Annotated in this window: 15 protein-coding genes and 1 tRNA gene; 12 read left to right on the forward strand and 4 right to left on the reverse strand. The window is 63.6% G+C overall.

What is annotated here, in order from left to right:
- Nucleotides 1-56: 56 nt before the first annotated feature.
- Nucleotides 57-743 (reverse strand): c-type cytochrome, encoded by a 687-nt coding sequence (locus tag AABB87_RS19570; protein WP_341972970.1) that lies wholly within the window; start codon nucleotides 741-743, stop codon nucleotides 57-59.
- Nucleotides 744-829: 86 nt separating this feature from the next.
- On the opposite strand from AABB87_RS19570, the gene AABB87_RS19575 reads away from it, so the two are divergent.
- From AABB87_RS19575 to AABB87_RS19605, 7 genes are all read left to right on the forward strand, one after another.
- Nucleotides 830-1684 (forward strand): AAA family ATPase, encoded by an 855-nt coding sequence (locus AABB87_RS19575; RefSeq protein ID WP_341972971.1) that lies wholly within the window; start codon nucleotides 830-832, stop codon nucleotides 1682-1684.
- Between the two features lie 5 nt (nucleotides 1685-1689).
- Nucleotides 1690-1929 (forward strand): hypothetical protein, encoded by a 240-nt coding sequence (locus tag AABB87_RS19580; RefSeq protein ID WP_341972972.1) that lies wholly within the window; start codon nucleotides 1690-1692, stop codon nucleotides 1927-1929.
- 123 nt (nucleotides 1930-2052) lie between these two features.
- Nucleotides 2053-4152, forward strand: a complete 2100-nt coding sequence (locus AABB87_RS19585) for a S9 family peptidase (protein ID WP_341972973.1) — start codon at nucleotides 2053-2055, stop codon at nucleotides 4150-4152.
- A 174-nt stretch (nucleotides 4153-4326) separates the two neighbouring features.
- A complete protein-coding gene (locus AABB87_RS19590) occupies nucleotides 4327-5508 on the forward strand; it encodes a vWA domain-containing protein (protein ID WP_341972974.1) in 1182 nt (393 codons plus the stop codon).
- The gene (locus AABB87_RS19595) at nucleotides 5505-7598 is read left to right on the forward strand and encodes a BamA/TamA family outer membrane protein (protein WP_341972975.1); all 2094 of its coding nucleotides are present in this window, start codon (nucleotides 5505-5507) and stop codon (nucleotides 7596-7598) included. The genes AABB87_RS19590 and AABB87_RS19595 overlap by 4 nt, the downstream gene beginning before the upstream one ends.
- 2 nt (nucleotides 7599-7600) lie before the next feature.
- Nucleotides 7601-11866 carry a translocation/assembly module TamB domain-containing protein gene (locus AABB87_RS19600; RefSeq protein ID WP_341972976.1) on the forward strand — a complete coding sequence of 1422 codons (4266 nt, stop codon included), beginning with the start codon at nucleotides 7601-7603 and terminating at the stop codon, nucleotides 11864-11866.
- A 71-nt stretch (nucleotides 11867-11937) separates the two neighbouring features.
- Nucleotides 11938-12012: transfer RNA gene (locus tag AABB87_RS19605), tRNA-Arg, on the forward strand.
- Nucleotides 12013-12016: 4 nt separating this feature from the next.
- On the opposite strand, the gene AABB87_RS19610 is transcribed toward AABB87_RS19605, so the two are convergent.
- Together AABB87_RS19610 and AABB87_RS19615 are read right to left on the reverse strand one after the other, a co-directional pair.
- Nucleotides 12017-13978: an acyltransferase family protein gene (locus AABB87_RS19610; RefSeq protein WP_341972977.1), complete on the reverse strand. Its 1962-nt coding sequence runs from the start codon at nucleotides 13976-13978 to the stop codon at nucleotides 12017-12019.
- Between the two features lie 60 nt (nucleotides 13979-14038).
- Nucleotides 14039-15646 carry an ABC transporter permease gene (locus AABB87_RS19615; protein WP_341972978.1) on the reverse strand — a complete coding sequence of 536 codons (1608 nt, stop codon included), beginning with the start codon at nucleotides 15644-15646 and terminating at the stop codon, nucleotides 14039-14041.
- 69 nt (nucleotides 15647-15715) lie between these two features.
- On the opposite strand from AABB87_RS19615, the gene AABB87_RS19620 reads away from it, so the two are divergent.
- The 5 genes from AABB87_RS19620 (at nucleotide 15716) to rocF (ending at nucleotide 21416) form a co-directional block, all read left to right on the forward strand.
- Complete coding sequence (locus AABB87_RS19620; protein ID WP_341972979.1) at nucleotides 15716-16825, forward strand: ABC transporter ATP-binding protein; 1110 nt, start codon at nucleotides 15716-15718, stop codon at nucleotides 16823-16825.
- A 308-nt stretch (nucleotides 16826-17133) separates the two neighbouring features.
- Nucleotides 17134-18588, forward strand: coding sequence for a S41 family peptidase (locus tag AABB87_RS19625; RefSeq protein ID WP_341972980.1), 1455 nt, complete (start codon nucleotides 17134-17136; stop codon nucleotides 18586-18588).
- Between the two features lie 83 nt (nucleotides 18589-18671).
- Complete coding sequence (locus AABB87_RS19630) at nucleotides 18672-19430, forward strand: HesA/MoeB/ThiF family protein (RefSeq protein WP_341972981.1); 759 nt, start codon at nucleotides 18672-18674, stop codon at nucleotides 19428-19430.
- A gap of 60 nt (nucleotides 19431-19490) precedes the next feature.
- Nucleotides 19491-20384, forward strand: a complete 894-nt coding sequence (locus tag AABB87_RS19635; protein ID WP_341972982.1) for an LOG family protein — start codon at nucleotides 19491-19493, stop codon at nucleotides 20382-20384.
- A 111-nt stretch (nucleotides 20385-20495) separates the two neighbouring features.
- A complete protein-coding gene (gene rocF / locus AABB87_RS19640; protein ID WP_341972983.1) occupies nucleotides 20496-21416 on the forward strand; it encodes an arginase in 921 nt (306 codons plus the stop codon).
- Nucleotides 21417-21557: 141 nt separating this feature from the next.
- Here the strand turns inward: rocF and AABB87_RS19645 are convergent, their stop codons facing one another.
- The gene (locus tag AABB87_RS19645; RefSeq protein ID WP_341972984.1) at nucleotides 21558-22412 is read right to left on the reverse strand and encodes a DUF429 domain-containing protein; all 855 of its coding nucleotides are present in this window, start codon (nucleotides 22410-22412) and stop codon (nucleotides 21558-21560) included.
- Between the last annotated feature and the right edge of the window lie 17 nt (nucleotides 22413-22429).

Here is a 22429-nt window from a genome sequence, read left to right on the forward strand (position 1 = left end):
CCGCCATACGGCGGCCTTTTGCATCCGGCCTTGCTCAAAAGCAAGGCAGTTCAGTTTCAGCGGAACTTGCTTTGCGGCACGGTGCGCAACTCGGACGGCAGCGAAGCCAGGTACTTGGCCATGGCCTGCAACTCGGTGTGGCTGAACTGCTTGACCTGACCGGCCATGATGGCGTTGCCGCGGCCCACCACCGGATTACCTTCGGTCTGATAGGACTTCAGCGCCGCATACAGATAGTCAGGATGCTGACCGGCCAGCTTCGGGTAGCTGCCGTCGATGGGCTTGCTGTAATTGGCGCCGTGGCAGGAGGCGCAAGCGCCCTTGGTCAGCAACTCAGCCACCTGGGCCGAAGGCTGGGCCACCGTTTCGGCCACTGCCGTCGCACCGGCCTGGGCGGCTTGCTTTTCGTAATAGCTCGAAATGTCGGCGATGTCTTGATCGCTCAGCGTCTGGGCAATGCCGCGCATCGTGGGGTGCTTGCGCTCACCCTTGGCATAAGCCGTCAAGGCCGCGCCGATGTATTTGGCGTTTTGCCCGGCGATCATCGGCACTTTGTGGATTTCTGGGAACGAGGACTGGTAGCCTGCAATACCGTGGCAGCCGATGCACATGGCAACCTTGGACTGGACGCTGGCCGAACCGGCCGCAGCAGCCGAAGTGGCGGCCTGAACCTGGGCTTGAACCAAAGAAGTAGCGCCCAAAATGGCGGCCATGGCAATCGAGATCTGCAACAGTTTTTTCATAGTCCCGTGGTCTTGATCTGAGGTCGGCGCCGATTATAGGGCGCGCCTTATACTGAAATTACACAACCCAATCCTTGACATACAACATGAAATTTGAAGGCTCGGATCAATACATCGCCACCCCAGATTTAATGCTGGCTGTCAACGCCGCAGCAAAACTGCAGCGGCCCCTGCTGGTAAAGGGCGAACCCGGCACCGGCAAGACTATGCTTGCAGAAGAGGTGGCGCGCTCCCTGGGTATGCCCCTGTTGCAATGGCACATCAAGTCGACCACCAAGGCCCAACAAGGGCTTTATGAGTACGACGCGGTGAGCCGTCTGCGCGACAGCCAGTTGGCCGGCATCGAAGGCTCGGAGAAAGTCCGCAATATCGAGAACTACATCGTCAAGGGCGTGCTCTGGCAAGCCTTTGAGGCCGATCAGCCGGTGGCCCTGCTGATCGACGAGATTGACAAGGCCGACATTGAATTCCCCAACGACTTGCTGCGCGAGATCGACCGGATGGAGTTCTACGTCTATGAAACTCGTCAGCTGATCAAGGCCAAGCATCGCCCGCTGGTCTTCATCACTTCCAATAACGAGAAAGAACTGCCCGACGCCTTCTTGCGCCGCTGCTTCTTCCACTACATCAAGTTCCCGGATGCCACGACCATGCAAAGCATCGTCGATGTGCACTTCCCCGGACTCAAGAAAGAGCTGCTGGCCGCCGCGCTGAAGACCTTCTTCGATGTGCGCAATCTGCCGGGGCTGAAGAAAAAGCCCAGCACCTCGGAGCTGCTGGACTGGCTCAAGCTCTTGGTGGCGGAAGACATTCCGACCGAATCCCTGCTGACCCAGGACGCCTCGGTCACCGTGCCGCCACTGGTCGGCGCCCTGCTGAAGAATGAGCAAGACCTGACCCTGTTCGAGAAACTGGTGTTCATGCAACGCCATAACCGCTAAAACCCATGGATACACCGTTGAAAAATGCCCTGCACGAGGGCCTGGCCGATGCGATCGGATTTGTACTTGGCGCCCTGCTGGGCTGGCAGCTTGGTCTGACGCTGGGCTTTGACTTCATCAGCTCCAGCGCCTGGGGCGTGAAGGAAATTACCGGCCTGCTCTTCATCCTGGCCGGCTGCGGCCTGGGCCGCCTGATTTGCCGGGAACTGCTGGCACGTTGGCGCCTGCGTCAAAACAAGTCCTGAGCAGCGGGCCGCTCAGCCCTCTGCCGCCCTGCCGTTCCCTCCCTTAGTGCCGCGTAAGGCCCCACAACGGCGACCTTCCGCGCCTCTCAGCGCCCCTTCGCGCACCTCAAGGATCTCAGCACGATGAGCAAGAAGAATCAACCCTTCAATGTCGAAGCCCTGTGGCAACTTGAGCGCGTCGGCGCGCCCAGCTTGTCGCCCGATGGCGCGCAGGCGGTGGTCAGCGTCAGCAGCTACGACATGGACAAGAACAAAGGTGCCAACCACCTTTATCTGCTGTCCACGCTGGGCGGCGAGCCGCGCCGGCTAACCTCCGCCGGTGAGAAAGACGGCAGCCCGCAGTGGAGCCCCAGCGGCGAGCAGATCGCCTTCATCGCCCGACGCGAACAAGAGGGCAGCAAGGACGAGGAAGCCCAGCTCTACCTGATTGCGCCCGATGGCGGCGAAGCACGCCGGCTGGGTTCTGTCGCCACCGGGGTGGAAGCCTTCAAATGGTTTCCGGACGGGCGCCACATCGCCTTCATCTCCTGGGTCTGGCCGGCGCTGAAAAGCGCCAAGGCGCAAGCCCAGGCCCTGACCGACTTCAAGGCCCGCAAGACCACGGCCTACGCCACATCGGAGGCGCTCTACCGCTTCTGGGACCACCATATTCCGCAAGGCCGGGTGCCGCACCTCCACGTCATTGATGTGGCCAACGGCAAGACCCAGGACTTGTTCGAAGGCAGCGACATCAGCCTGAGCTGGACCGAGGCCGATGAAGACTGCTTCGACATCTCACCCGACGGCCGGCGCATCGTCTTCGCCTTCGACCCCGCGGCGGAAAAGCGTTTGGACAACCGCTTTGCCCTGGGTGAGGTGGAGGTCAAGAGCCGCAAGATCAGAACACTGCTGCAAGAGCCGGACTGGCATCTGCAAGCGCCGCGCTACAGCCATGCCGGCCAGCACCTGGCCTTTGTCGCCAGCCACCAAGGCCAAAAGCACAATATGCCGTCGCAGCTGGCGGTGCTGGACACGCATGGCGCCTGGGCCGTGGTGTCGGAAGACTGGGACCATGAGGTCGACGCCCCCTTGACCTGGGCCGAAGACGATCTGGGCCTGCTGTTCACCGCCGAAGAGCGCGGCCGCCGCCATCTCTGGCATTTCGATCTGCCCGCCCAGAAAGTTCAGCGCATCGTCGAGGGCGGCAATATCACCGCCTTCGCCCAGGCCAGCGGCACGCTGGTGCTGGCGCACGACAGTGTTCAACACCCCACCCGCATCGCGGTGCTCAACGCTGACGGCCAAACCCAGCGCATCGAGCAGTTCAATGACAAGCGCCTGGCGGACTTCCGCTTTTCACGCCACGAAGAAGTGATCGTCCAGGGCGCGCAAAACGACCCAGTGCAGATGTGGCTGGTCTACCCACCGGACTTCGACGCCAGCAAGAAATACCCGGTGATGCAGGTGATCCACGGCGGCCCGCACACCGCATTCGGCGACTCCTGGCATTGGCGCTGGAACCATCAGGCGTTTGCCGCCCAGGGCTACATCGTCGCCTGCGTCAACTACCACGGCTCATCGAGCTTCGGCTACGCCTTCAAGGACGCCATCACCCACCGCTGGGGTGAGCTGGAATTGCAAGACGTCGAAGCCGGCACCGACTATCTGCTGCAACAGCCCTGGGTCGATGCGCGCCGCATCTTCGCCACCGGCGGCAGCTATGGCGGCTATATGGTGGCCTGGATGAATGGCCATGTGCCGGCTGGGCGCTATCAAGCCTATGTCTGCCATGCCGGCTGCTACGACTGGCAAGCCATGTTCGCCGACGATGCCTATGCCTGGCATGCCAAGGAATTGGGCGCTTGGTATTGGAACGATCCCGCCAAGATCGCCTCGCAAAGCCCACACAGCTTTGCCCAACACATGCAAACGCCCACCTTGGTGATTCACGGCGCCAAGGACTACCGCGTGCCGGATGCGCAGGGCCTGGCCTACTACAACACCCTCAAGGCCCGCAATGTGGATGCGCGCCTGCTGTGGTTCCCGGACGAGAACCACTGGATCTTGCAGCCGCAGAACAGCCGGCTTTGGTACGGTGAATTCTTTGACTGGCTGAAGAGCCATGACTCGGTGGCGGCTGCTGGCGCCAAGCCAAGCAAGGCCGCAAAGACTGCAAAGGCAACGAAGGCCGAGAAGCCTGGAAAGAGTGACAAAACGGCCAAGGCCCGCAAGGCCAAGAGCTGAGCCAAGAACCTAGCCAAGAGCTGAACCCGGAGCGCGCCTGCCGGGCTTTGCCCCGGCGGCCGGCCAGGCCAAAAAGCCAAGCTCAATACCGAGCCAAAACCCAGCCATTGAGGCCAGAGTGCGAGCCAGGGCCGCCCTGTGGATAATCGGACTCAGCCCTGTCTCCCCGCCCCCATGCTGATCAAATTCTTCTACACCTTGCGCGCTGCCAAGCTGCCGGTTTCCGTGCGGGAATTTCTCAGCCTGCTCGAAGGCTTGCAGGCGGGCGTGATCGGCGCCGATGGCCCGCCCTCGACCGAGGACTTCTATTTCCTGGCCCGCACCACCCTGGTCAAGGACGAAGCCCATTACGACAAGTTCGACCGCGCCTTCGCGGCCTACTTCAAGGGCGTGGAGCTGCTCACCGACTTCAGCAAAGACGTGCCCCTGGAATGGCTGCGCAAGCATCTGGAGCAGGAACTGACGCCAGAGCAAAAAGCCGCCATCGAGAAGATGGGCTGGCAAGAGCTGATGGACACGCTCAAGAAGCGCTTCGAGGAGCAAAAAGAGCGCCATGAAGGCGGCAACAAATGGATAGGCACCGGCGGCACCAGCCCCTTCGGCAATAGCGGCTACAACCCGCAAGGTATACGCATTGGCGGCGCCAGCCGCAACAAGAGCGCCGTCAAAGTCTGGGAGCAGCGTGCCTACAAAGACTACGACGACCAGCTGGAGCTGGGCACCCGCAATATCAAGGTCGCCCTGCGCCGGCTGCGCCGCTTTGCCCGCGAAGGCTCCGAGCTAGAACTCGATCTGGATAACACCATCCACAAGACCGCGGCCAACGCCGGCATGCTGGACATCCGCATGATCCCGGAGCGCCACAACAAGGTCAAAGTGCTCTTGTTGATGGATGTGGGTGGCACCATGGACGAGCATATCCACCGCGTGGAGGAGCTGTTCTCGGCCGCCAAGACCGAGTTCAAGCACCTCGAGTTTTTCTACTTCCACAACTGCGTCTACGACTTCGTCTGGAAGAACAATCGCCGCCGCTTTGCCGAGAAGACCTCTACCTGGGACATCATCCGCAAGTACAACCGCGACTACAAACTGATCTTCGTCGGCGATGCGACGATGAGCCCTTACGAAATTCTTCAGCCCGGCGGCAGCGTCGAATACAACAACGAAGAAGCCGGGGCCGAATGGCTGCAACGCCTGGCCAATGCCTTCCCGAAGTACGCATGGATCAATCCCGAACCGCAGGGCGTGTGGCAGTACCGCCAGAGCGTGGCCCTGATTCAGCAACTCATGCATCAGCGCATGTTCCCCCTGTCTCTGGTCGGGCTGGAAGCGGCCATGCGCTTGCTCAGCAAATGAGCTTGGCGCCCTGGCGCGCCGCTGGCCTGAGCCTGTGTGTCGCATTGCTGAGCGGCTGCGCCAGCTTCACCAGCCAATTCGGCAATCCCATCAGCGAGGCCAAAGCTGCACTCGGTGCGCTGGTCCCCGGCCAGCAGGCGCAAGGCCGCCTGGTGGCCGAGTACAAGCTGGTGGTGCTGGCACCCGACGCGACGCTGCGCGATTTGCTGTCCGAGCATCTGGATCTGGCACGCTTTCGCGATGCGCCGGAAGATCAGCGCCTGGGCAGCCAGGAACTGGCCCGCCTGACCAAGGCCGCGCCCGAGCAAGCCCAAGCCCTGCTGGAAACACAAGGCTATTTCAATGCCCAGGTGGTGGCCACGCGCGACACCAGCCAGACCCCCATCGTCGTCACGGTTAGCGTCACCCCCGGCCCGCGCACGACGGTGGGCAAGCTCAAGCTGAACTTCCGTGGTGAGGTGGCCGCCGGCCTTGTTCAAGCCTCCAGCCCAAGCACCCCTGCGGCCGACCCGGATGACCCGGACAAGAGCAGCGCCGCCACCAACCCCGCCAGCCCAGCCGCTCCGGCCGAATCGACCACGGCGTCTAGCACCGGGCCGGCCGCCGAATCCACCAACGCAGGCGCAGCCACTGCAGCCACCCCTTCAACTACGACTTCCGCCACCCTTTCCGCCACCGAGCAAGCCGCCAATCAAGCGAAAGAGGCCCAAGCCGAGCGCGTGCGCCAAACCCTGCAACAGAACTGGCGTTTGAAAGAAGGCCAGGCCTTTGTGCAAGGCGATTGGTCCTCCGCCAAGTCGGCCCTGCTGACCCAGGCCCGCGCCCAGGGCTATCCGCAAGCCAAGCTAGAAAGCTCCAGCGCCGACATCGACACCGAGCACAACAACGCCGAGCTGAACCTGGTGATGGACAGCGGCCCGCTCTACCGCCTGGGCGACTTGCGCATCCAGGGCTTGAAGCATCAGCCGCGCGAGGTGGTTGAGCGCCTAGCCGGCTATCAAGTTGGCGAGCCCTATACCGAACGCGCGCTGCTTGATTTTCAAGAGCGCTTGATCAAGACCACCTTGTTCGACAACGCCACCGTCAGCATCCGCCCCGAAGCCGGCGGGCCGACGTTGGCGCCGGTGTGGGTGGAGGTGCGCGAAGCGCCGCGCCAGCAGCTCACCGCCAGCCTGGGTTTCAGCACCGGCAACGGCCCGCGCCTGGGCCTGGACTACACCCACCGCAAGCCGCTGGGCCTGAATATGCGCTCGCGCATCAAGCTCAATGTCAGCCAGAAAAACCCCTGGCTGGACTGGGAACTGAGCTCGCATCCGCGCACCGATATGCAACGAGACCTCGCCGCCCTCTTCGCCGAGCGCGTGCCCGAGGGCGAGAAGGTCACCATCAATTTGCGCGCACGCCTGGGCCGCTTGCGCGAGACCTTGCAAGACGACCGCATCTACTTTCTTGAAGTGCTGCGCGCCCGTGAAACCGACCCGCAGCGGGTGGTCAGCAGCGGCGCGGTTTCGGCCAATATCCAATGGACCCGGCGGCGAGTGGACAGCACGCTCAAGCCCAGCGACGGCTACACCGTCAGCTTGCTGCTGGGCCTGGGCCGAGCCGATAACTCGGTCGCCAGCAGCGGCGCCTTCGGCCGCAGCGAACTCGTGTTGCACGGCTACAAGCCCTTGCCGGGCGGCTGGTTCGGCAACGCGCGCATGAACTGGTCACAGGTTTACGCGCAGCCTCAGGTTGGCCTGCCCGAAGCCCTGCGCTACCGCGCCGGTGGTGACGACTCGGTGCGCGGCTATGGCCTGCATGACCTGGGCCCGGTGGACGCCAACGGCAACCCAACCGGCGGCAAAGTCATGTGGACCGGCAGCATCGAGCTGGCGCACGCCTTCACGGCCACCTTGCCGGACCTGATGGGTGCTGCCTTTGTGGACGCCGGCCATACCGCCATGAACTGGGCCGAGCTGCGTCCCACCCTGGCCAGCGGCCTGGGCCTGCGCTACCGCAGCCCACTGGGCACCCTGCGCCTGGATTACGCCCATGCGCACGCCACCGGCAAATGGCGTTTGCACTTCAGCGTGGGCATCGCACTGTGAGCATGAACGAGACCCCCGAACCCCAAGCGCAAGGCCAAGCCCAGGCACCCGCCCCGGCGCCGGCGCCGATCAAGGCCAAGAAGCCACGCAGCCGCGCCCTCTTGCCCGGCATGCTGGCCCTGCCGGTACTGCTGTGCGCGGTCGGCATCACCGGCTGGTGGGCGGTGGCCACCGAGCCCGGCACACAGCAACTGCTGAATCTGGTGCCAGGTCTTGCTGTTGAGCAAGTGCAAGGCAGCTTGAGCGGTGAGTTTTCGGCCAAGAGCTTGCGCTACACCCTGCCCGGCGGCAGTGATCAGATCGAATTGCAAGGCTTGCACTGGCAAGGCCTGCAGCTGGCCTGGAACCGCAGCCCCGCGCTGTGGGCCGACATCAACTTGCAGCGCCTGCATGTCGAGCGCCTCACGCTAGCCCTGGCCCCCAGCACCGAGCCCACACAAGTGCCGACCTCCCTGCTCAGCCCCCTAGGCCTGCATGTGCGCGAGCTGAGCATTGGCAGCATTCACAGCCCGGAGCTGGGCGACAAGCCTCTGCGCGATTTGCGCGCCAGCCTGGATTTGAGCGCGGCTCAAGGTCAGCAACACCAGCTCACCTTGCACCACCTGGCCTGGGACTTGATGCAGGCCTCCGGCAAACTGAACCTGGGCAGCCAGGGCACGCTGCCGCTGGACGCGCAGTTGCAACTGCAAGCAGCGGCCACCGAGGACGGCCTACCGGCCTGGAGCGCGCAAGTGGTGGCCAAAGGCCCGCTGCAGCAGTTCCAACTGCAGGGCCAGCTGAGCGCGCAAGCCCAGCAACTGCAGGCCAACGCGCAGGTGCAAGCCTTCGCCGCTTGGCCGCTGCAGTCTTTGCAGCTGGACGCCAAATCTTTGGATCTGGCGGCCCTGCTGTCCGGCGTGCCACGCACCGCGCTGACGGGCTCGGCCACCCTCCGCGCCCAGGACGCTGGCGATGCCAAGGCAGCGCAAACCCTGGCCGTTCAGGCCCAACTCAGCAATGCCGCAGCCGGCACCTGGAACCAGGCCCTGCTGCCGCTGCGCAGCCTCAAGCTGGACCTGAGCTTCCAGCCCGCCGACCCGGCGGCTTTGCAAATCAAAACCCTGGACTTGGCGCTGGGCAGCGCCAGCCAGCCAGCCGGGCGCCTGAACCTGGTCGGCAGCAGCAGTGCGGCCCAAGGCGTCAAGCTTGCCATCGCACTGGAACAACTGCGCGGCGAAGGGCTGGACACGCGCTTGCAAGGCTTGCAGGCCAATGGCCGCATCGAGCTGAGCACCCGCCAGGCCATCAATCAACTGAATCAGACCGGCGCCGACCCACAGCTCAATCTGAACGCCCAGCTGAACGGCCAATGGCTGGTCCGCAAGCCATTGGCCGAGCCCAATCTGCCGCTGAGTCTTCAACTGCAGGCTCAGCTGAGCCGCCAAATGGTCACGCTGCCCAACTTCGCACTCAAAGTGGGTTTGAGTGAACTGACAGGCAGCGGCGAACTCAAGCTCAAGCAGGCCTTCAGCCTGCAGCAAGGCTGGCAGCTCAAGACGCAAGCCAAGGGCTACGCCCCGGATCTGCGCCGCTTTGTGGCTGGCCTGCCCGGCAGTGCCTGGCAACAAAAAGCGCAAGCCCTGGACCTCAAACTCGACGCCAATTTGCAGGCCGGCCCCAGTACCACCAAGGCCGGCCCGCTGCAAATGGCGCCGCAAGGCACGGCGGCCTTGCAAGTGCTAACGAGCAATCCGGGCGGAACCGTTCTGAGCGGTTTGTTGAACTACGAGCGCCAAGCTGCGGGCATGCCCAAGGCCATGCTGGAGCTGCAAGCCGGCCCGAATCAGCTGCGCGGCGAAGCCAGCCTGTCCGCGGCGGAGCAGCTGCAGGCCAGGCTCAATATCAACGCCAGCCAGCTGAATTCCGCACAGGCCTTGCTGGCCAGTTTCCTGCCAGGCGCCAAGCTGAGTGGCAGTCTGCAAGGCCAAATGAGCCTGCAACTGCAACCCGAACCCGGCAGTAGCAATGCCAAGTCCACCAAGTCAGCCGCCCCAGCCTGGGCCTGGCGCACTGAGGCCGATTTGCGCGGCAGCGGCCTGCAATTGCAAAACATCACCGGCCCGCAAGGCGATGCCGCGGGCCTGACCGAGCTGGGCGGCGCGCAGCTGCAATGGGCACTCAGCAGCGGCTTGACGCAGCCGCAATCGGCCCAGCTTAGCCTGCAAAAATTTTCCAGCCAGGGCTTCGCTCTGCCGCAGGCCAGCCTGCAACTCAAGGGCACTTGGGCGCAGCACAGCCTGCTGCTGGACGGCAGCGTCGAGGGCAAAGTGCCGGCGGCCCTGATCCCGCCCGACCAGCCCAAGAACCTGATCGCCCGCGGCCCGATCAAGCTGGAATTGCAAGCCGGCCTGGACACCGCACCGCTCAAGCTCTGGCGTGAGGGCGGGCGCTGGCAATTCAGCGGCGGCAAGCTGCTGGCCCGGCCGCAAGACAGCGCGCTAGCGCCCTGGCTGCAAGCCCAAAACTTAAGCGGCCAAGTCAGCTTCGCGGCGCTGGGCCAGCTCAAGCAGGCCGAACTCAAACCCGGCCGCCTGGACCTGCTGGGCGCCGGCCTGCGCTGGCAGCAAATGAGTTGGGCCGGCGAGCAGCAGATCGCGCTCGACCTGAACATCGAACCGCTGGCGGTGGCGCCCCTGCTGGCGCGCTGGCAGCCCGACTTCGGCTGGGGCGGCGACTTGGTGGTGGCCGGCTATGCCCGCATCAGCAGCCACCCTAAGCTGCAGGTGGACATCGCGCTGGAGCGCAGCCGCGGCGACCTCAGCGTCACCGACGACAACGGCACACAAATGCTGCAGCTCACCGATCTGCGGGTCGGCCTGATCGGCAGCCCGGGCTTGTGGCATTTGACGCAGGCGGCGGCCAGCGTGCCCGGCGGCGCGCTAGCTGGGGCGCTGACGGCGCGCAACACGGATGGCCAGCTTTGGCCCGGCCCCAACTCGCAGCTGCAAGGCGTGCTGGAAGCTCAGGTGACCAATCTCAACACCTGGGGCGCTTTGCTGCCTGCCGGTTGGCGCGTCGGCGGCAGCTTCTTGGCCAGCGCCAGTTTCGGCGGGCGCTTAGGGGCGCCTGAGATCACTGGCCTGGCCAGCGCCGAGAAGCTGTCGCTGCGCAACCCCTTGCTGGGCGTGGACGTCAACGAAGGCGAGTTACGCCTGACGCTGAGCGGCGGCAAGGCCCAGCTGGAAACCTTCAAGCTGCGCGCCGGTGGCGGCGAGTTGAGCGCCGTCGGCCTCATGCAGCTGGGCGCCAAGCCGCATGCCGAGTTGCAGGTCAAAGCGAACAAGTTCGCGCTGCTGCGCCGGGTGGACCGGCGCCTGTCTGTCAACGGCCAGTTGCAGATGCTGACCGACCCCAAGTCTTTCGATTTGACCGGCCAGCTGGATGTGGAGGAAGGCCTGTTCGATTTCTCCCGCAATAACGCGCCCGAATTGGATGACGATGTGAAGGTGCGCCGCCCGGCCAAGGCCGCCCCCCAGGTCGCCGACAAGGCCTCGACCAAACGCAACGTCAAGGTCAAGCTCGACATCGACCTGGGGCAAAAGCTGCGTGTGCGCGGCCACGGCCTCGACACTTTGCTGGCCGGCAAGCTGGTGCTGACCCAAGCCGCCAGCGGCCCCGCGCTGAACGGCCAGATCAAGGCGGTCAAGGGCAGCTTCGACGCCTATGGCCAAAAGCTCACGGTCGAAAAAGGCCTGATCACCTTCACCGGCACGCCGGACAACCCGCGCCTGGACGTGCTGGCCCTGCGGCCCAACAAGCTCAACAGCAGTGCCAATGACGATGTGCAAGTCGGCGTGACGGTGACCGGCACCGCGCAGTCGCCGCGCATCAAGCTTTATTCCGACCCCGAGATGGCCGACAGCGCCAAGCTCTCTTGGTTGCTGCTGGGCCGTGCGCCCGATCAGGTGGAGGGCAACGACGCCGCCATGCTGCAAAGCGCCGCCCTGGCCCTGCTGGCCGGCGACGGCGAAGGCGTCACCACCAAGGTGATGAAGACCGTGGGTCTGGATGAGCTGTCTTTCGACGGCAAGGGCAGCGACTTCAAAGGCACCGTGGTGCGGGTAGGTAAGAATTTGTCGGAGCGCTGGTATGTGGGCTACGAGCGCGGGCTCAATGCCACCACCGGCGTCTGGCAGTTGATTTACCGGGCAGCACAGCGCTTCACCCTGCGCGCCCAATCGGGCGATGAGAACGCGCTCGACCTGATCTGGCAGTGGAAGTGGGAGTGATCACGCCAATGAACGTGGCCGAACTCATGCGAGAATCCGGCCCGCCCTGAGCCACGCGGCACAGGGACTGTCTCTCCGTAGTTCAATGGATAGAACGGCCGCCTCCTAAGCGGCAAATACAGGTTCGATTCCTGTCGGAGGGACCAAGTTTCACTTGGCCTTGTCCAAGATCAGTCGGGCCCAATCCATCTGGGTGGCCAGATACTTAGAGCCAGCGTGGGACAGGTGCCCGCCGTCCCGGTAGATCAATATGCCGTCTTTCAAGGTTTGGCAGTTGGTGGCTGAGCAAAGGAATGGATCCATACGGATCACCGGAAGGCCGGCGGCTTCAGCCGCACTCAACAAGGCCAGCACTTCAGCCCTGTCTTTCTGATATGTCGCCACAGGGACGCTGCAGCCATCCACCCCGCCCAGCGCAACCCGTCCGGATTCCTGACGCTCCAAGCAGGCGCCGATGTCAAAGCCAGCCGTCGGCGGTGGGGCAAAAAACACGACTTTCTTGCCCGCGTCGCGCAAGGCGGCCACGGTTTGAAGCAAAGCTTGCAACACCAGCTTCTGAGACGGCATTTCGCTGCTCGCCCCCGCGCCATCGCCAACGAGCAAACGCCAGTTCAAGGCATCGGTGTAGCTGGCCAAAGGGCTAGACATCACCACAGTTTCGATCGTTTGATTGCGCCGAATAAAGTCCAGCACCGACTGATTGAATTCAACGCAGCGCAGGGCCCAGGCCTGGTCATAAACAGGGCCTGGCGAGACGTTGACCAAGCGCTGTGGCCCCAAGCCCAGGATGGGTCCACATGCGCTTCGAGTCGCCTGAACGAGATTGCCCTGCTGAGCTTGGGCGGCCAAGCCGGGCACCAAGTGCATGGCATATGAGTCGCCCCAAACCAAAATTTTCGGCTGCGGGCCACTGACACATTCCGGCTTTGCGGTGAATCGCTCGGCGAAGTCACAGCGCTCATCCAGGCCCTGGTTGACTCGACGCAAGGAGAGATAGTCGGTGGAATCCTGGCGCAACCAAAGTGCCAAGGGCGCAAGCGTCATCAGCACCACCGAAACCAGCACCGCCTTCAATATGAGCTTGGGGTTGGGATTAACACGCGCATGCCGAAACGGGTTTTCTACAAATCGGTAAAGCAGGTAGGCGCTGACAAATGAAAGCAGCAAGACCGCAAGGCGCAAGCCCAGGGGCAGCTGCCGATCCGCCCCCACCCAGGCATTCTTCAGTAACGCAATCAGGGGCCAGTGAACGAGGTAAAGCGAATATGAGAAATCCCCCACTTTGGCCAAGGCTGCCGTGACGCGCAATTTCTCAAGCCCCGCATGCTGACGCAGAACAATCAGCAACGTTGCAGTGCAAATCAACACAGCGGAGAGTCCCGGGTGCTGGCGGCCTAAGGGGAAGAATGGCAGCAGGCAAAGCACCATCAGGCTAGGGTAGAACAGCAAGCGCATCACAGGCAGATTGGCGATCTGCCCGGCCGATGACTGTCGGTGCACCCACAAAGCGCCTACCGAGCCCAGCAGCATTTCCCAGGCACGGGTAGGCAAAAGATAGAAGGTGGCAATGGGTTTGAGTTCGGCCCCGGCAAAGCACAGACCCAGGCTGACCGCTGTCGCCACCAACATAACGGGCAACCAGTTGGAGCGGCGCAGCAGTAACAAGGCGGCCGGCAGCAGCATGTAGTACTGCTCTTCTATCGACAGCGACCAGGTGTGCAGCAATGGCTTGAGGTCGGCCGCACCCTGAAAGTAGTCCGTCTGCTGCCACAAAAAAATGTTGGCTGTGAAGCTCACGGCTCCAACCACCTGCAGGGCAAAGTCTTTGAGCTCCAGCTGATTCAGGAACCAGGGAGCTAACAAGGCTGTCACAAGAATCGTCAAATAGGCTGCGGGCAAAAGCCGCTTGGCTCTGCGCCAATAGAAGGCCTTTAAGCTGAAATCACCGCGCGTGATCCCGTTCGCAACCAAGCCAGTAATCAGGTAGCCCGAGAGGACAAAGAACACATCAACGCCGAGATAGCCGCCGCTGACACCCCCTAAGCCGAGGTGATAGAACACGACCAGCAGCACAGCCACGCCGCGCAAAGCTTGGATATCTTGCCTAATCAAACCTGCCCCCCGGCCAAAATCATGGAGCGCAGATGGTAGCGGCGGATTGGCCGGCTTTCGTCAGCGCTTGCGCAGCGCCCGAGACAGCATCACCACCGGCACCAGCCCCACCAGCACGATGGCCAAGGAAGGCAGTGCAGCCTCGCCCAGGCGCTCATCGCGGGCCAGCTGATAAGCCACCACCGCCAAGGTGTCGCTATTGAAGGGCCGCAGCACCAGGGTGGCGGGCAGCTCCTTCATCACATCCACAAACACCAGCAAGGCGGCGGCCAGAGCAGAACGGGCCAGCAGCGGGGCATGCAGCTCAATCAGCAGGCGGGCCCGGCTGGCGCCCAGCAGGCGGGCGGTTTCGTCCACATTGGGCGAGATGCGCGAATAGCCCGACTCGATGGATTGCAAGGCCACGCCGGAGAAGCGCACCAGGTAGGCATAGATCAGGCCGGTGATGGTGCCGGTCACGATGGAGGTTAGGCCCAGCTCCGGCGCATGGGTCTGCAACCAACCCAGGGGTAGCAAGATGCCCACGGCGATCACCGCGCCGGGCACGGCGTAGCCCAAGGCCACCACGCGGGTGGCACCCTTCAGCAGCGGGCCACCGCCACCGATGCGGGTGGCAAAGGCCAAGGCCAGGGCCAGACTCACGGCCAGCAGCGAGGCAATGCCGGCCAGCTTCAAGCTGGTCAGCGACCAATCGACAAAGCGCAGCAGCGGCAGGCCGAATTCGCCGTAGCGCGCCTCCAGCCACATCAGTTTGAGCAAGGCCAGCAGCGGGAACACAAAGCCCAGCAAGATCGGCAAGGCGCACAGCAAAACGGCGCCGGCCGCTGCAGCGCCGCGCAGGTGCATGGCGCGGGCCTCGGCCGCGTGCTGGGCGCCGCTGCGGCTGGCCCCGAAACGCAGGCGGGCTTGCGAGCGCCGCTCCAGCCACAACAAGGCACCCACCACCAAGAGCAGCACCGAGGCAAGCTGGGCCGCCGCCATGCGGTCATTCATCACCAGCCAGGCTTTGTAGATGCCGGTGGTGAAGGTCGTCAGGCCGAAATAGGCGCCGACGCCGTAATCCGCCAAGGTTTCCATCAAGGCCAACGCCAAGCCCGCAGCCAGGGCCGGACGCGCCAGCGGCAATGCCACCTCACGCACCCGCCGCCAACTGCCCGCGCCGAGCAAGCGGGCCGTTTCCATCAGGCCGACAGCGCGCTCGGCCAAGGCGGTGCGCGTCAGCAGATAGACGTAGGGGTAGAGGCAGAGCACGAATAGAACGATGGCGCCCGGCAGGCTGCGCACATCGGGCCACAGGGCGCCTTGCAGGCCGGTCCAGTCGCGCAACATGGTTTGCAGCATGCCGCTGTATTGCAAGGCGTCGGTATAGGCATAGGCCGCCACATAAGCCGGCATGGCCATGGGCAAGAGCAAAGCCCACTCAAAGACCCGCCGCCCCGGGAAATCAAACAAGCTCACCGCCACCGCCGTGGCCCCGCCCAGCATCAGCACCCCGGCGCCCACGCCCAAGCACAGCAGCAAGGAGGCCCAGGCGTAGCCCGCCAGCACGGTGCTGAGCTGATGTTGAAGCAGGGCCCAAGCGGCCGCGTCCAACGCCAGCCAAGAGCCAAGAACGCCCAGCACCGGCAGCGCCAGCGTCAGGCAAATAAGGGTAATCAGTCGCAGCATGCGCTTCGTCAAACAAAACAAACAAACGCGAACAATGCGCATTTGCGATAGCCCGCTATCATACGGCCCATGTTTCTAGCTCTTGACCGCGTCGGGCTGCGCTACCCGGGGCATTCGGCCGCTACCGCAGCCACCACCGCTCGCGCCGGCACCGGCGCGCAAGCCGTTCAACAACTCAGCCTGAGCCTGACCACCGGCCAAATCGGCGTGCTGATTGGCCCCTCGGGCTGCGGCAAGACCTCGCTGCTGCGCTGCATCGCCGGGCTGGAACGGCTGGAAACCGGCCGCATCAGCATCGCGGGCGAAACCCTGGCCGATGCCAGCCAGGGCCTGCACATGGCCCCTGAGGCACGCCGCATCGGCATGGTGTTTCAGGACTACGCCTTGTTCCCCCACCTTTCGGTGGCCGACAACGTCGGCTTCGGCCTGCGCCACCTGGCCCGCCCCCAGCGCGCCGAGCGAATTCAAGAAGTGCTGGACTTGGTGGGCCTGGCCCACGCCGCCAAACGGGCACCGCACCAGCTTTCGGGCGGCCAGCAGCAACGGGTGGCACTGGCCCGCGCCCTGGCGCCGGCGCCGCGCTTGCTGCTGCTGGACGAGCCCTTCTCCAGCCTCGACGTGGACTTGCGCGAGCATTTGTCGCAAGAGTTGCGCGGCATTCTGAACCGCAGCGGCACCACCGCTCTCTTCGTCACCCACGACCAAGCCGAGGCCTTTGCCATCGGCGATGTGGTGGGCGTGATGCACCAGGGTCAGTTGGAGCAATGGGACGCGGCCTACACCGTCTACCACCGCCCGGCCACGCGCTTTGTGGCCGACTTCATCGGCCACGGCGTCTTCACCCCCGGCCACATCGTCGTGGGCGCCAACGGCCCCGAGGTGCAGACCCCCGTGGGCGCGCTGATCGACGCCGAGGCCTGCGCGCTGGCCAGCGCCTACCCCGGCGGGCGCTGCGATGTGCTGCTGCGCGCCGACGACATCATCCACGACGACCTAGCCCCGGTGCAGGCGCAGATCGAACGCAAGATCTTCCGTGGCGCCGACTTTCTCTACACCCTGCGCCTGGCCAGCGGCGAGCGGCTAATGGCCCATGTGCCCTCGCACCACGACCATCATGTGGGCGAGTGGATTGGCATTCGCGTCAACGTCGACCATGTGGTGACCTTTCCGGCCGCGTAAAGAAGCGTTAAACCTGGCACTGCTGGCCAAAACTTCGCTTGAAAACGCCGAATTGCACCGTCAAATAGGGGTGTCTGCCCTCTGCGCGTAGAAGCGCGGGGCCTATACTTGAAGTGCAAATCTTTGGGGCCACGCGCCTGCAAACATCGTCTTTTTTCGCTCTCATCTGGGGCTTACGCAAAATTGATTCGGTCTGGCTTGATTCAGTCAAGCAAAGCGCCAAATACAGCCCGTCTGTCCGGCGCCCTGCTTGAACGCCGCGAAGTCGGTTTTGCGTAAGTCCTGCCAAAGAAGGAATCGCTCGCATCATGGGTGCCAAATTGAAAGTAGCCGGCTGGGTCGCTGTAGGCGCCGTTGCTGGCGCGCTGACCACGATGCAATTCCAGGCCAACGCGCGCAGCAGCCTGTCGCCCCTGCCACTGGAAGAGCTGCAGCAACTCGCCGCCGTGTTCGGCATGGTCAAGTCCGACTATGTGGAGCCGGTCGACGAAAAGAAACTCATCAACGATGCGATCGCCGGCATGGTTTCCGGGCTGGATCCGCATTCGCAGTTTTTTGACAAGAAAAACTTCAAAGAATTCCGCGAAGGCTCAACCGGCAAGTTCGTCGGCGTTGGCATCGAGATCGGCATGGAAGACGGTCTGGTCAAGATCGTCTCGCCGATTGAAGGCTCACCCGCTTTCCGCGCCGGCCTCAAGAGCGGTGACCTGATCAGCAAGATCGACGACACCGCCGTGCGCGGCCTCACGCTCGACGCCGCCGTCAAGCGCATGCGCGGTGAGCTCAACACCAAGGTTCAGCTGACCATCTACCGCAAGAACGAGAACCGTACCTTCCCCGTAACGATCACGCGCGAAGAAATCCACGCCCAGAGCGTGCGCTACAAGATCATGGAGCCGGGCTACGCCTGGTTGCGCGTCAGCCAGTTCCAAGAGAGCACGGTGGACGACTTCGTCAAAAAGCTCGAAGAAATCTACAAGGCCGAGCCCAATTTGAAGGGCCTGGTGCTGGACCTGCGCAATGACCCGGGCGGCCTGTTGGACGCCTCGGTGGCAATCTCCGCCGCCTTCCTGCCACGTGATGTGGAAGTGGTCAGCACCAATGGCCAGATTCCCGAGTCCAAGAGCAGCCTCAAGGCCAACCCCGAGTCCTATGTCCGTCGCGGTGGCGCTGATCCGCTGCGCAAGCTGCCGGCCGCGCTGAAGAAGGTGCCGCTGGTGGTGCTGGTGAATGAAGGCTCGGCTTCGGCCAGCGAAATCGTGGCCGGCGCCCTGCAAGATCACAAGCGTGCCGTCATCATGGGCGCGCAAACCTTCGGCAAGGGCTCGGTGCAAACCGTGCGTCAGCTCGGCCCAGAAACCGCTCTGAAGATCACCACTGCGCGCTACTACACGCCCAGCGGCCGCAGCATTCAGGCCAAAGGCATCGTGCCCGACATCATGTTGGACGAAACGGCCGAGGGCAATGTCTTCGCCGCACTGCGCATGCGTGAAGCCGACCTGGAAAAGCACCTGAACGCCGGCAAGGACGATCCCGCCAAGAACGAAGCCGCCGACAAGGCCCGCGAAACTGCCCGCGAAGAAGCGCGCCAAAAGCTCGAGGCCGAGTACGCCAAGAAGATGGAGCCGCCCAAGCCACTGCCGGAGTTCGGCTCGGCACAAGACTTCCCGCTGACCCAGGCGCTCAACAAGCTCAAGGGTGAATCGGTGATCGTGTCCAAGACCGCTATTGAGCGCAAGGCCGAAGCCAAGCCGGTCGAGTAAAGCGCACACAAGCACTCGCAAACAGAGAAGCCCGCTGACCTAGCGGGCTTTTTTCATGGCGCCGGGGCGATATGCTGGCGCCCATGAACGACGAACAACTGCTGCGCTATTCCCGCCACATCCTGCTGGACGATATTGGCATCGAAGGCCAAACCCGCCTGCTGGCCGCCAAGGCCTTGATCATTGGTGCCGGCGGCTTGGGATCGCCGGTGGCGCTTTATCTGGCCTCGGCCGGTGTGGGTGAGCTGACCCTGGTTGATGACGACACGGTGGACCTGACCAATCTGCAGCGCCAGATCGCCCACGCCAGCGCCCGCGTCGGCCTGCCCAAGGTCGAATCCATGCGGCAAAGCCTGGCTGCCATCAATGCCGATGTGCGGGTGCGACCCCTCCAACAACGCGCTGACGCCGCCCTGCTGGACGAGTTGGTGGCGCAGGCCGATATCGTGCTGGACTGCTGCGACAACTTCGCCACCCGCCAAGCCATCAACTCCGCCTGCGTCAATCACGGCAAGCCGCTCGCCTCGGGCGCGGCGATTGGCTTCGACGGACAAGTGAGCCTATTCAACAGCCGGCAGGCCGATTCGCCCTGCTACGCCTGCCTGTTCCCACCAGAGAGCGCGGTCGATGAAGTGCGCTGCGCCACCATGGGTGTGTTCGCGCCGCTGGTCGGCATCATCGGCAGCATGCAAGCGGCTGAAGCACTCAAGCAGCTGATCGGTCTGCCCACGCCGCTGAGCCGGCGTCTGCAAATGCTGGACGCGCGCCGCATGGAGTGGACAGAGATTGAAGTGCGACCCGACCCCAACTGCCCGGTTTGCGCCAAGTCCAGGCAAAACTGAGCGACAAAACGCCTATTCGCGCGCAGCAAGGGCTGCGCCCAAGCCTGCGAAACTAGCAACATGAACAAACGCAAAGACCTTACCCTGCGCAACTTCCCCAGCGCCAAAGAAGAAGTTCAAGCCACCCGGCCCTTGCCCAATTACGACGGACCGGAAAGCGCCTACCGCCTCGCCTTTGACGACAGCGAATTCCTGCTGCGCGACGATCTGCGCCCGGTGCGCATGCAGCTGGAGTTGCTCAAGCCCGAACTGGTGCAGCACGAGCAAGGCATCAAAAGCACCATCGTGATTTTCGGCAGCGCCCGCATCAAGTCGCGTGAGGACGCCCAGCGCGCGCTGGAGCAGGCCCAAAGCACCCAGGCCGATGCCGCCACGCTCAAGCGTGCCGAGCAACAGCTGCGCATGAGCGACTACTACGAAGAAGCGCGCCGCTTTGCCAATATCGTCACCCGCGCCTCGGTGGAGCGGGCCGACCCGATCTACATCGTCACCGGCGGCGGCCCCGGCATCATGGAAGCCGGCAATCGCGGCGCCTACGATGCGGGCGGCAAAAGCATAGGCCTGAACATCGTGCTGCCGCATGAGCAGGTTCCCAACCCCTACATCACGCCGGAGCTGTGCTTCCGCTTCCACTACTTCGCGCTGCGCAAGATGCATTTCCTGATGCGCTCGGTGGCCCTGGTTTGCTTCCCCGGCGGCTTCGGCACGCTGGATGAGTTGTTCGAGACCATGACACTGATCCAGACCGGCAAATGCCGGCGCCGCCCCATTCTTTTGTTCGGCCGCGATTTCTGGACCCGGCTGATCAACTTCGAACTCTTGATCGAAACCGGCATGATCACGGCGGGCGACGAGAAGTTGTTCCACTTCGTCGAAACCGCCGAAGAAGCCTGGGCGCTGCTGGAGTCGACCTATGACCTCGATCCCATGCCCGTGGGTGGCGACGGGGTCTGATCGCCCGCGCCAAGTCGATCGCCTGCCGGGGCGATAGACTGCTGGCCTGACGACATCGGCCGGCTGAGGTCAAACGCCCCTCCGCCCACCACTCCCCTGCAAGGAATTCGCATGACCACCCTCAGATCCGTATCCCTGATCGGCGCGCCCACCGACATCGGCGCCGGCGCGCGCGGCGCCAGCATGGGCCCCGAAGCCCTGCGCGTGGCCGACCTGGCCGCAGCGTTGCAAAGCCATGGCGTCGAAGTGGCCGACCGCGGCAATCTGCTCGGCCCCGCCAACCCCTGGCTGCCGCCTGTTGACGGCTACCGCCACCTGAACGAAGTGACGGCCTGGAACCAGTCGGTGCACGACGCCGTTTACGCCGAACTGAAGCTCGGCCGCATGCCCATCTTGTTGGGCGGCGACCATTGCCTGGGAATCGGCTCCATCAGCGCCGTGGCCAAGCACTGCCGCGAAGTTGGCAAGAAGCTGCGCATCTTGTGGCTGGACGCGCACGCTGACTTCAACACCAGCGAACTGACGCCCAGCGGCAATATCCACGGCATGCCCGTCTCCTGCCTGTGCGGCTTTGGCCCGCAGCAGCTGATCGAGATCGGCGGCCAGGTGCCGGCGATCAGCCCGAAGTGGGTGCGCCAGATCGGCATCCGCAGCGTCGACGCGGGCGAGAAGCGCTTTGTGCATGAGCAAGAGCTGGAAGTCTTCGACATGCGCTACATCGACGAGATGGGCATGCGCCACGCGATGGAACTGGCCCTGGCCACGCTGGACGCCAACACCCATCTGCACGTCAGCTTCGACGTCGACTTCCTCGACCCCGATATCGCCCCCGGCGTCGGCACCACCGTGCCCGGCGGCCCCAGCTACCGCGAAGCCCAGCTGTGCATGGAAATGATTGCCGACACCGGCTTCATGGCCTCGCTGGATGTGATGGAACTCAACCCCGCACTGGACTTGCAAAACAAGACCGCCAAGGTGGCGGTGGACTTGATTGAGTCGCTGTTTGGCAAATCAACGCTCATGCGCAAGTAAGTTTGCCCAGCCGGTGGCTGAGGGCAAGATTACTCTGATGCGATTCTTATGACCTTGTGGGACAGACCGCGCCGTACCCGGCGAGCTCTGTCCCCACTTGTTTTGGCCCGCCCTGCGGCAGCAAGCCACAGGCGCAAGTCTTCAAGCGCTGACGATCCATCCCTCCAAGGGATCCATTCCAGCCGGCAAACCAAAGTTCGCCTGCCTGCTCGCCCAGGCCGCCTGCAGCAGGCATAACACCGCATCCAAGCGGTCACCGCTGGCATCATCAATCAAGGCATCGCGCTGAGCGTGGCTGAGCTTCAGGCGTAGCCCCAAGCGGCTGCGGCCTTGTTCCAGCGCCTCAATCAAATCCTTGCGGGCAATCAGGCGCTCTGGTGTTTGTTTGAGCTTGTCATCGCTTTTGTAGCTGCGCCGCCCGAGAATCTCACGCGCCAGCAGGCCGGGATAAGCCTCCAAAGCCTGCCGAGTGGAATCGCCGGCATGCAGACCCGGCAAGGAAACACCCGCCTGCAGAAGCAGGGGCACCCCGGCGTGCAGCATGAAAGCCACCGGCGGGTTGACCCACTTCATGCTGGGGGATGAACCCGCCGGGCCATCACAAGCGCGGTGGGCGAATTTGCCCCCCACCGGCCGGGCCGCGCAGAAGGCCGCGAACAGGCCGCGGATGTCCTCGCGCGGCAGCTGGGTGTAGTGGCGCATCAAGCCCAGCCAATCCTGCGGCCAGCCCAAATGCTCGACGAGTTCCCGAGGCAAGCCAAAGGGCAAATCGAAGCCACCCACCCACGTCCCGGGCTGGGCCAGAAATTCACCGAACTCGCCCAGGCTGTCGAAACTGCGCAGCCCGTCCAGGCGCAAGACCTGACCCTGCTGAGGCAAATGGCCTTGCGCCATCACGATGGGTTTGCGCCGGCTGGGCGCGCTGCTGAAATCCACCCCAATGATCGGTGTTGGGGACGAGTGAGGCGTACTTTGTTTTGTCGCGCTAGAGTGCATGCTCAGCAATGTAGCTT

This window comes from Roseateles sp. PN1 (genome assembly GCF_038419725.1).
GTDB lineage: Bacteria > Pseudomonadota > Gammaproteobacteria > Burkholderiales > Burkholderiaceae_C > Paucibacter_A.

Bases quoted from the DNA above. Each gene is read 5' to 3' on its own strand.
- AABB87_RS19570 (WP_341972970.1), bottom strand. From the start codon at position 743: ATGAAAAAACTGTTGCAGATCTCGATTGCCATGGCCGCCATTTTGGGC.
- AABB87_RS19590 (WP_341972974.1), top strand. From the start codon at position 4,327: ATGCTGATCAAATTCTTCTACACCTTGCGCGCTGCCAAGCTGCCGGTT.
- AABB87_RS19585 (WP_341972973.1), top strand. From the start codon at position 2,053: ATGAGCAAGAAGAATCAACCCTTCAATGTCGAAGCCCTGTGGCAACTT.
- AABB87_RS19630 (WP_341972981.1), top strand. From the start codon at position 18,672: ATGAACGACGAACAACTGCTGCGCTATTCCCGCCACATCCTGCTGGAC.
- AABB87_RS19575 (WP_341972971.1), top strand. From the start codon at position 830: ATGAAATTTGAAGGCTCGGATCAATACATCGCCACCCCAGATTTAATG.
- AABB87_RS19595 (WP_341972975.1), top strand. From the start codon at position 5,505: ATGAGCTTGGCGCCCTGGCGCGCCGCTGGCCTGAGCCTGTGTGTCGCA.
- AABB87_RS19580 (WP_341972972.1), top strand. From the start codon at position 1,690: ATGGATACACCGTTGAAAAATGCCCTGCACGAGGGCCTGGCCGATGCG.
- AABB87_RS19600 (WP_341972976.1), top strand. From the start codon at position 7,601: ATGAACGAGACCCCCGAACCCCAAGCGCAAGGCCAAGCCCAGGCACCC.
- AABB87_RS19635 (WP_341972982.1), top strand. From the start codon at position 19,491: ATGAACAAACGCAAAGACCTTACCCTGCGCAACTTCCCCAGCGCCAAA.
- AABB87_RS19615 (WP_341972978.1), bottom strand. From the start codon at position 15,646: ATGCTGCGACTGATTACCCTTATTTGCCTGACGCTGGCGCTGCCGGTG.
- AABB87_RS19645 (WP_341972984.1), bottom strand. From the start codon at position 22,412: ATGCACTCTAGCGCGACAAAACAAAGTACGCCTCACTCGTCCCCAACA.
- AABB87_RS19625 (WP_341972980.1), top strand. From the start codon at position 17,134: ATGGGTGCCAAATTGAAAGTAGCCGGCTGGGTCGCTGTAGGCGCCGTT.
- rocF (WP_341972983.1), top strand. From the start codon at position 20,496: ATGACCACCCTCAGATCCGTATCCCTGATCGGCGCGCCCACCGACATC.
- AABB87_RS19620 (WP_341972979.1), top strand. From the start codon at position 15,716: ATGTTTCTAGCTCTTGACCGCGTCGGGCTGCGCTACCCGGGGCATTCG.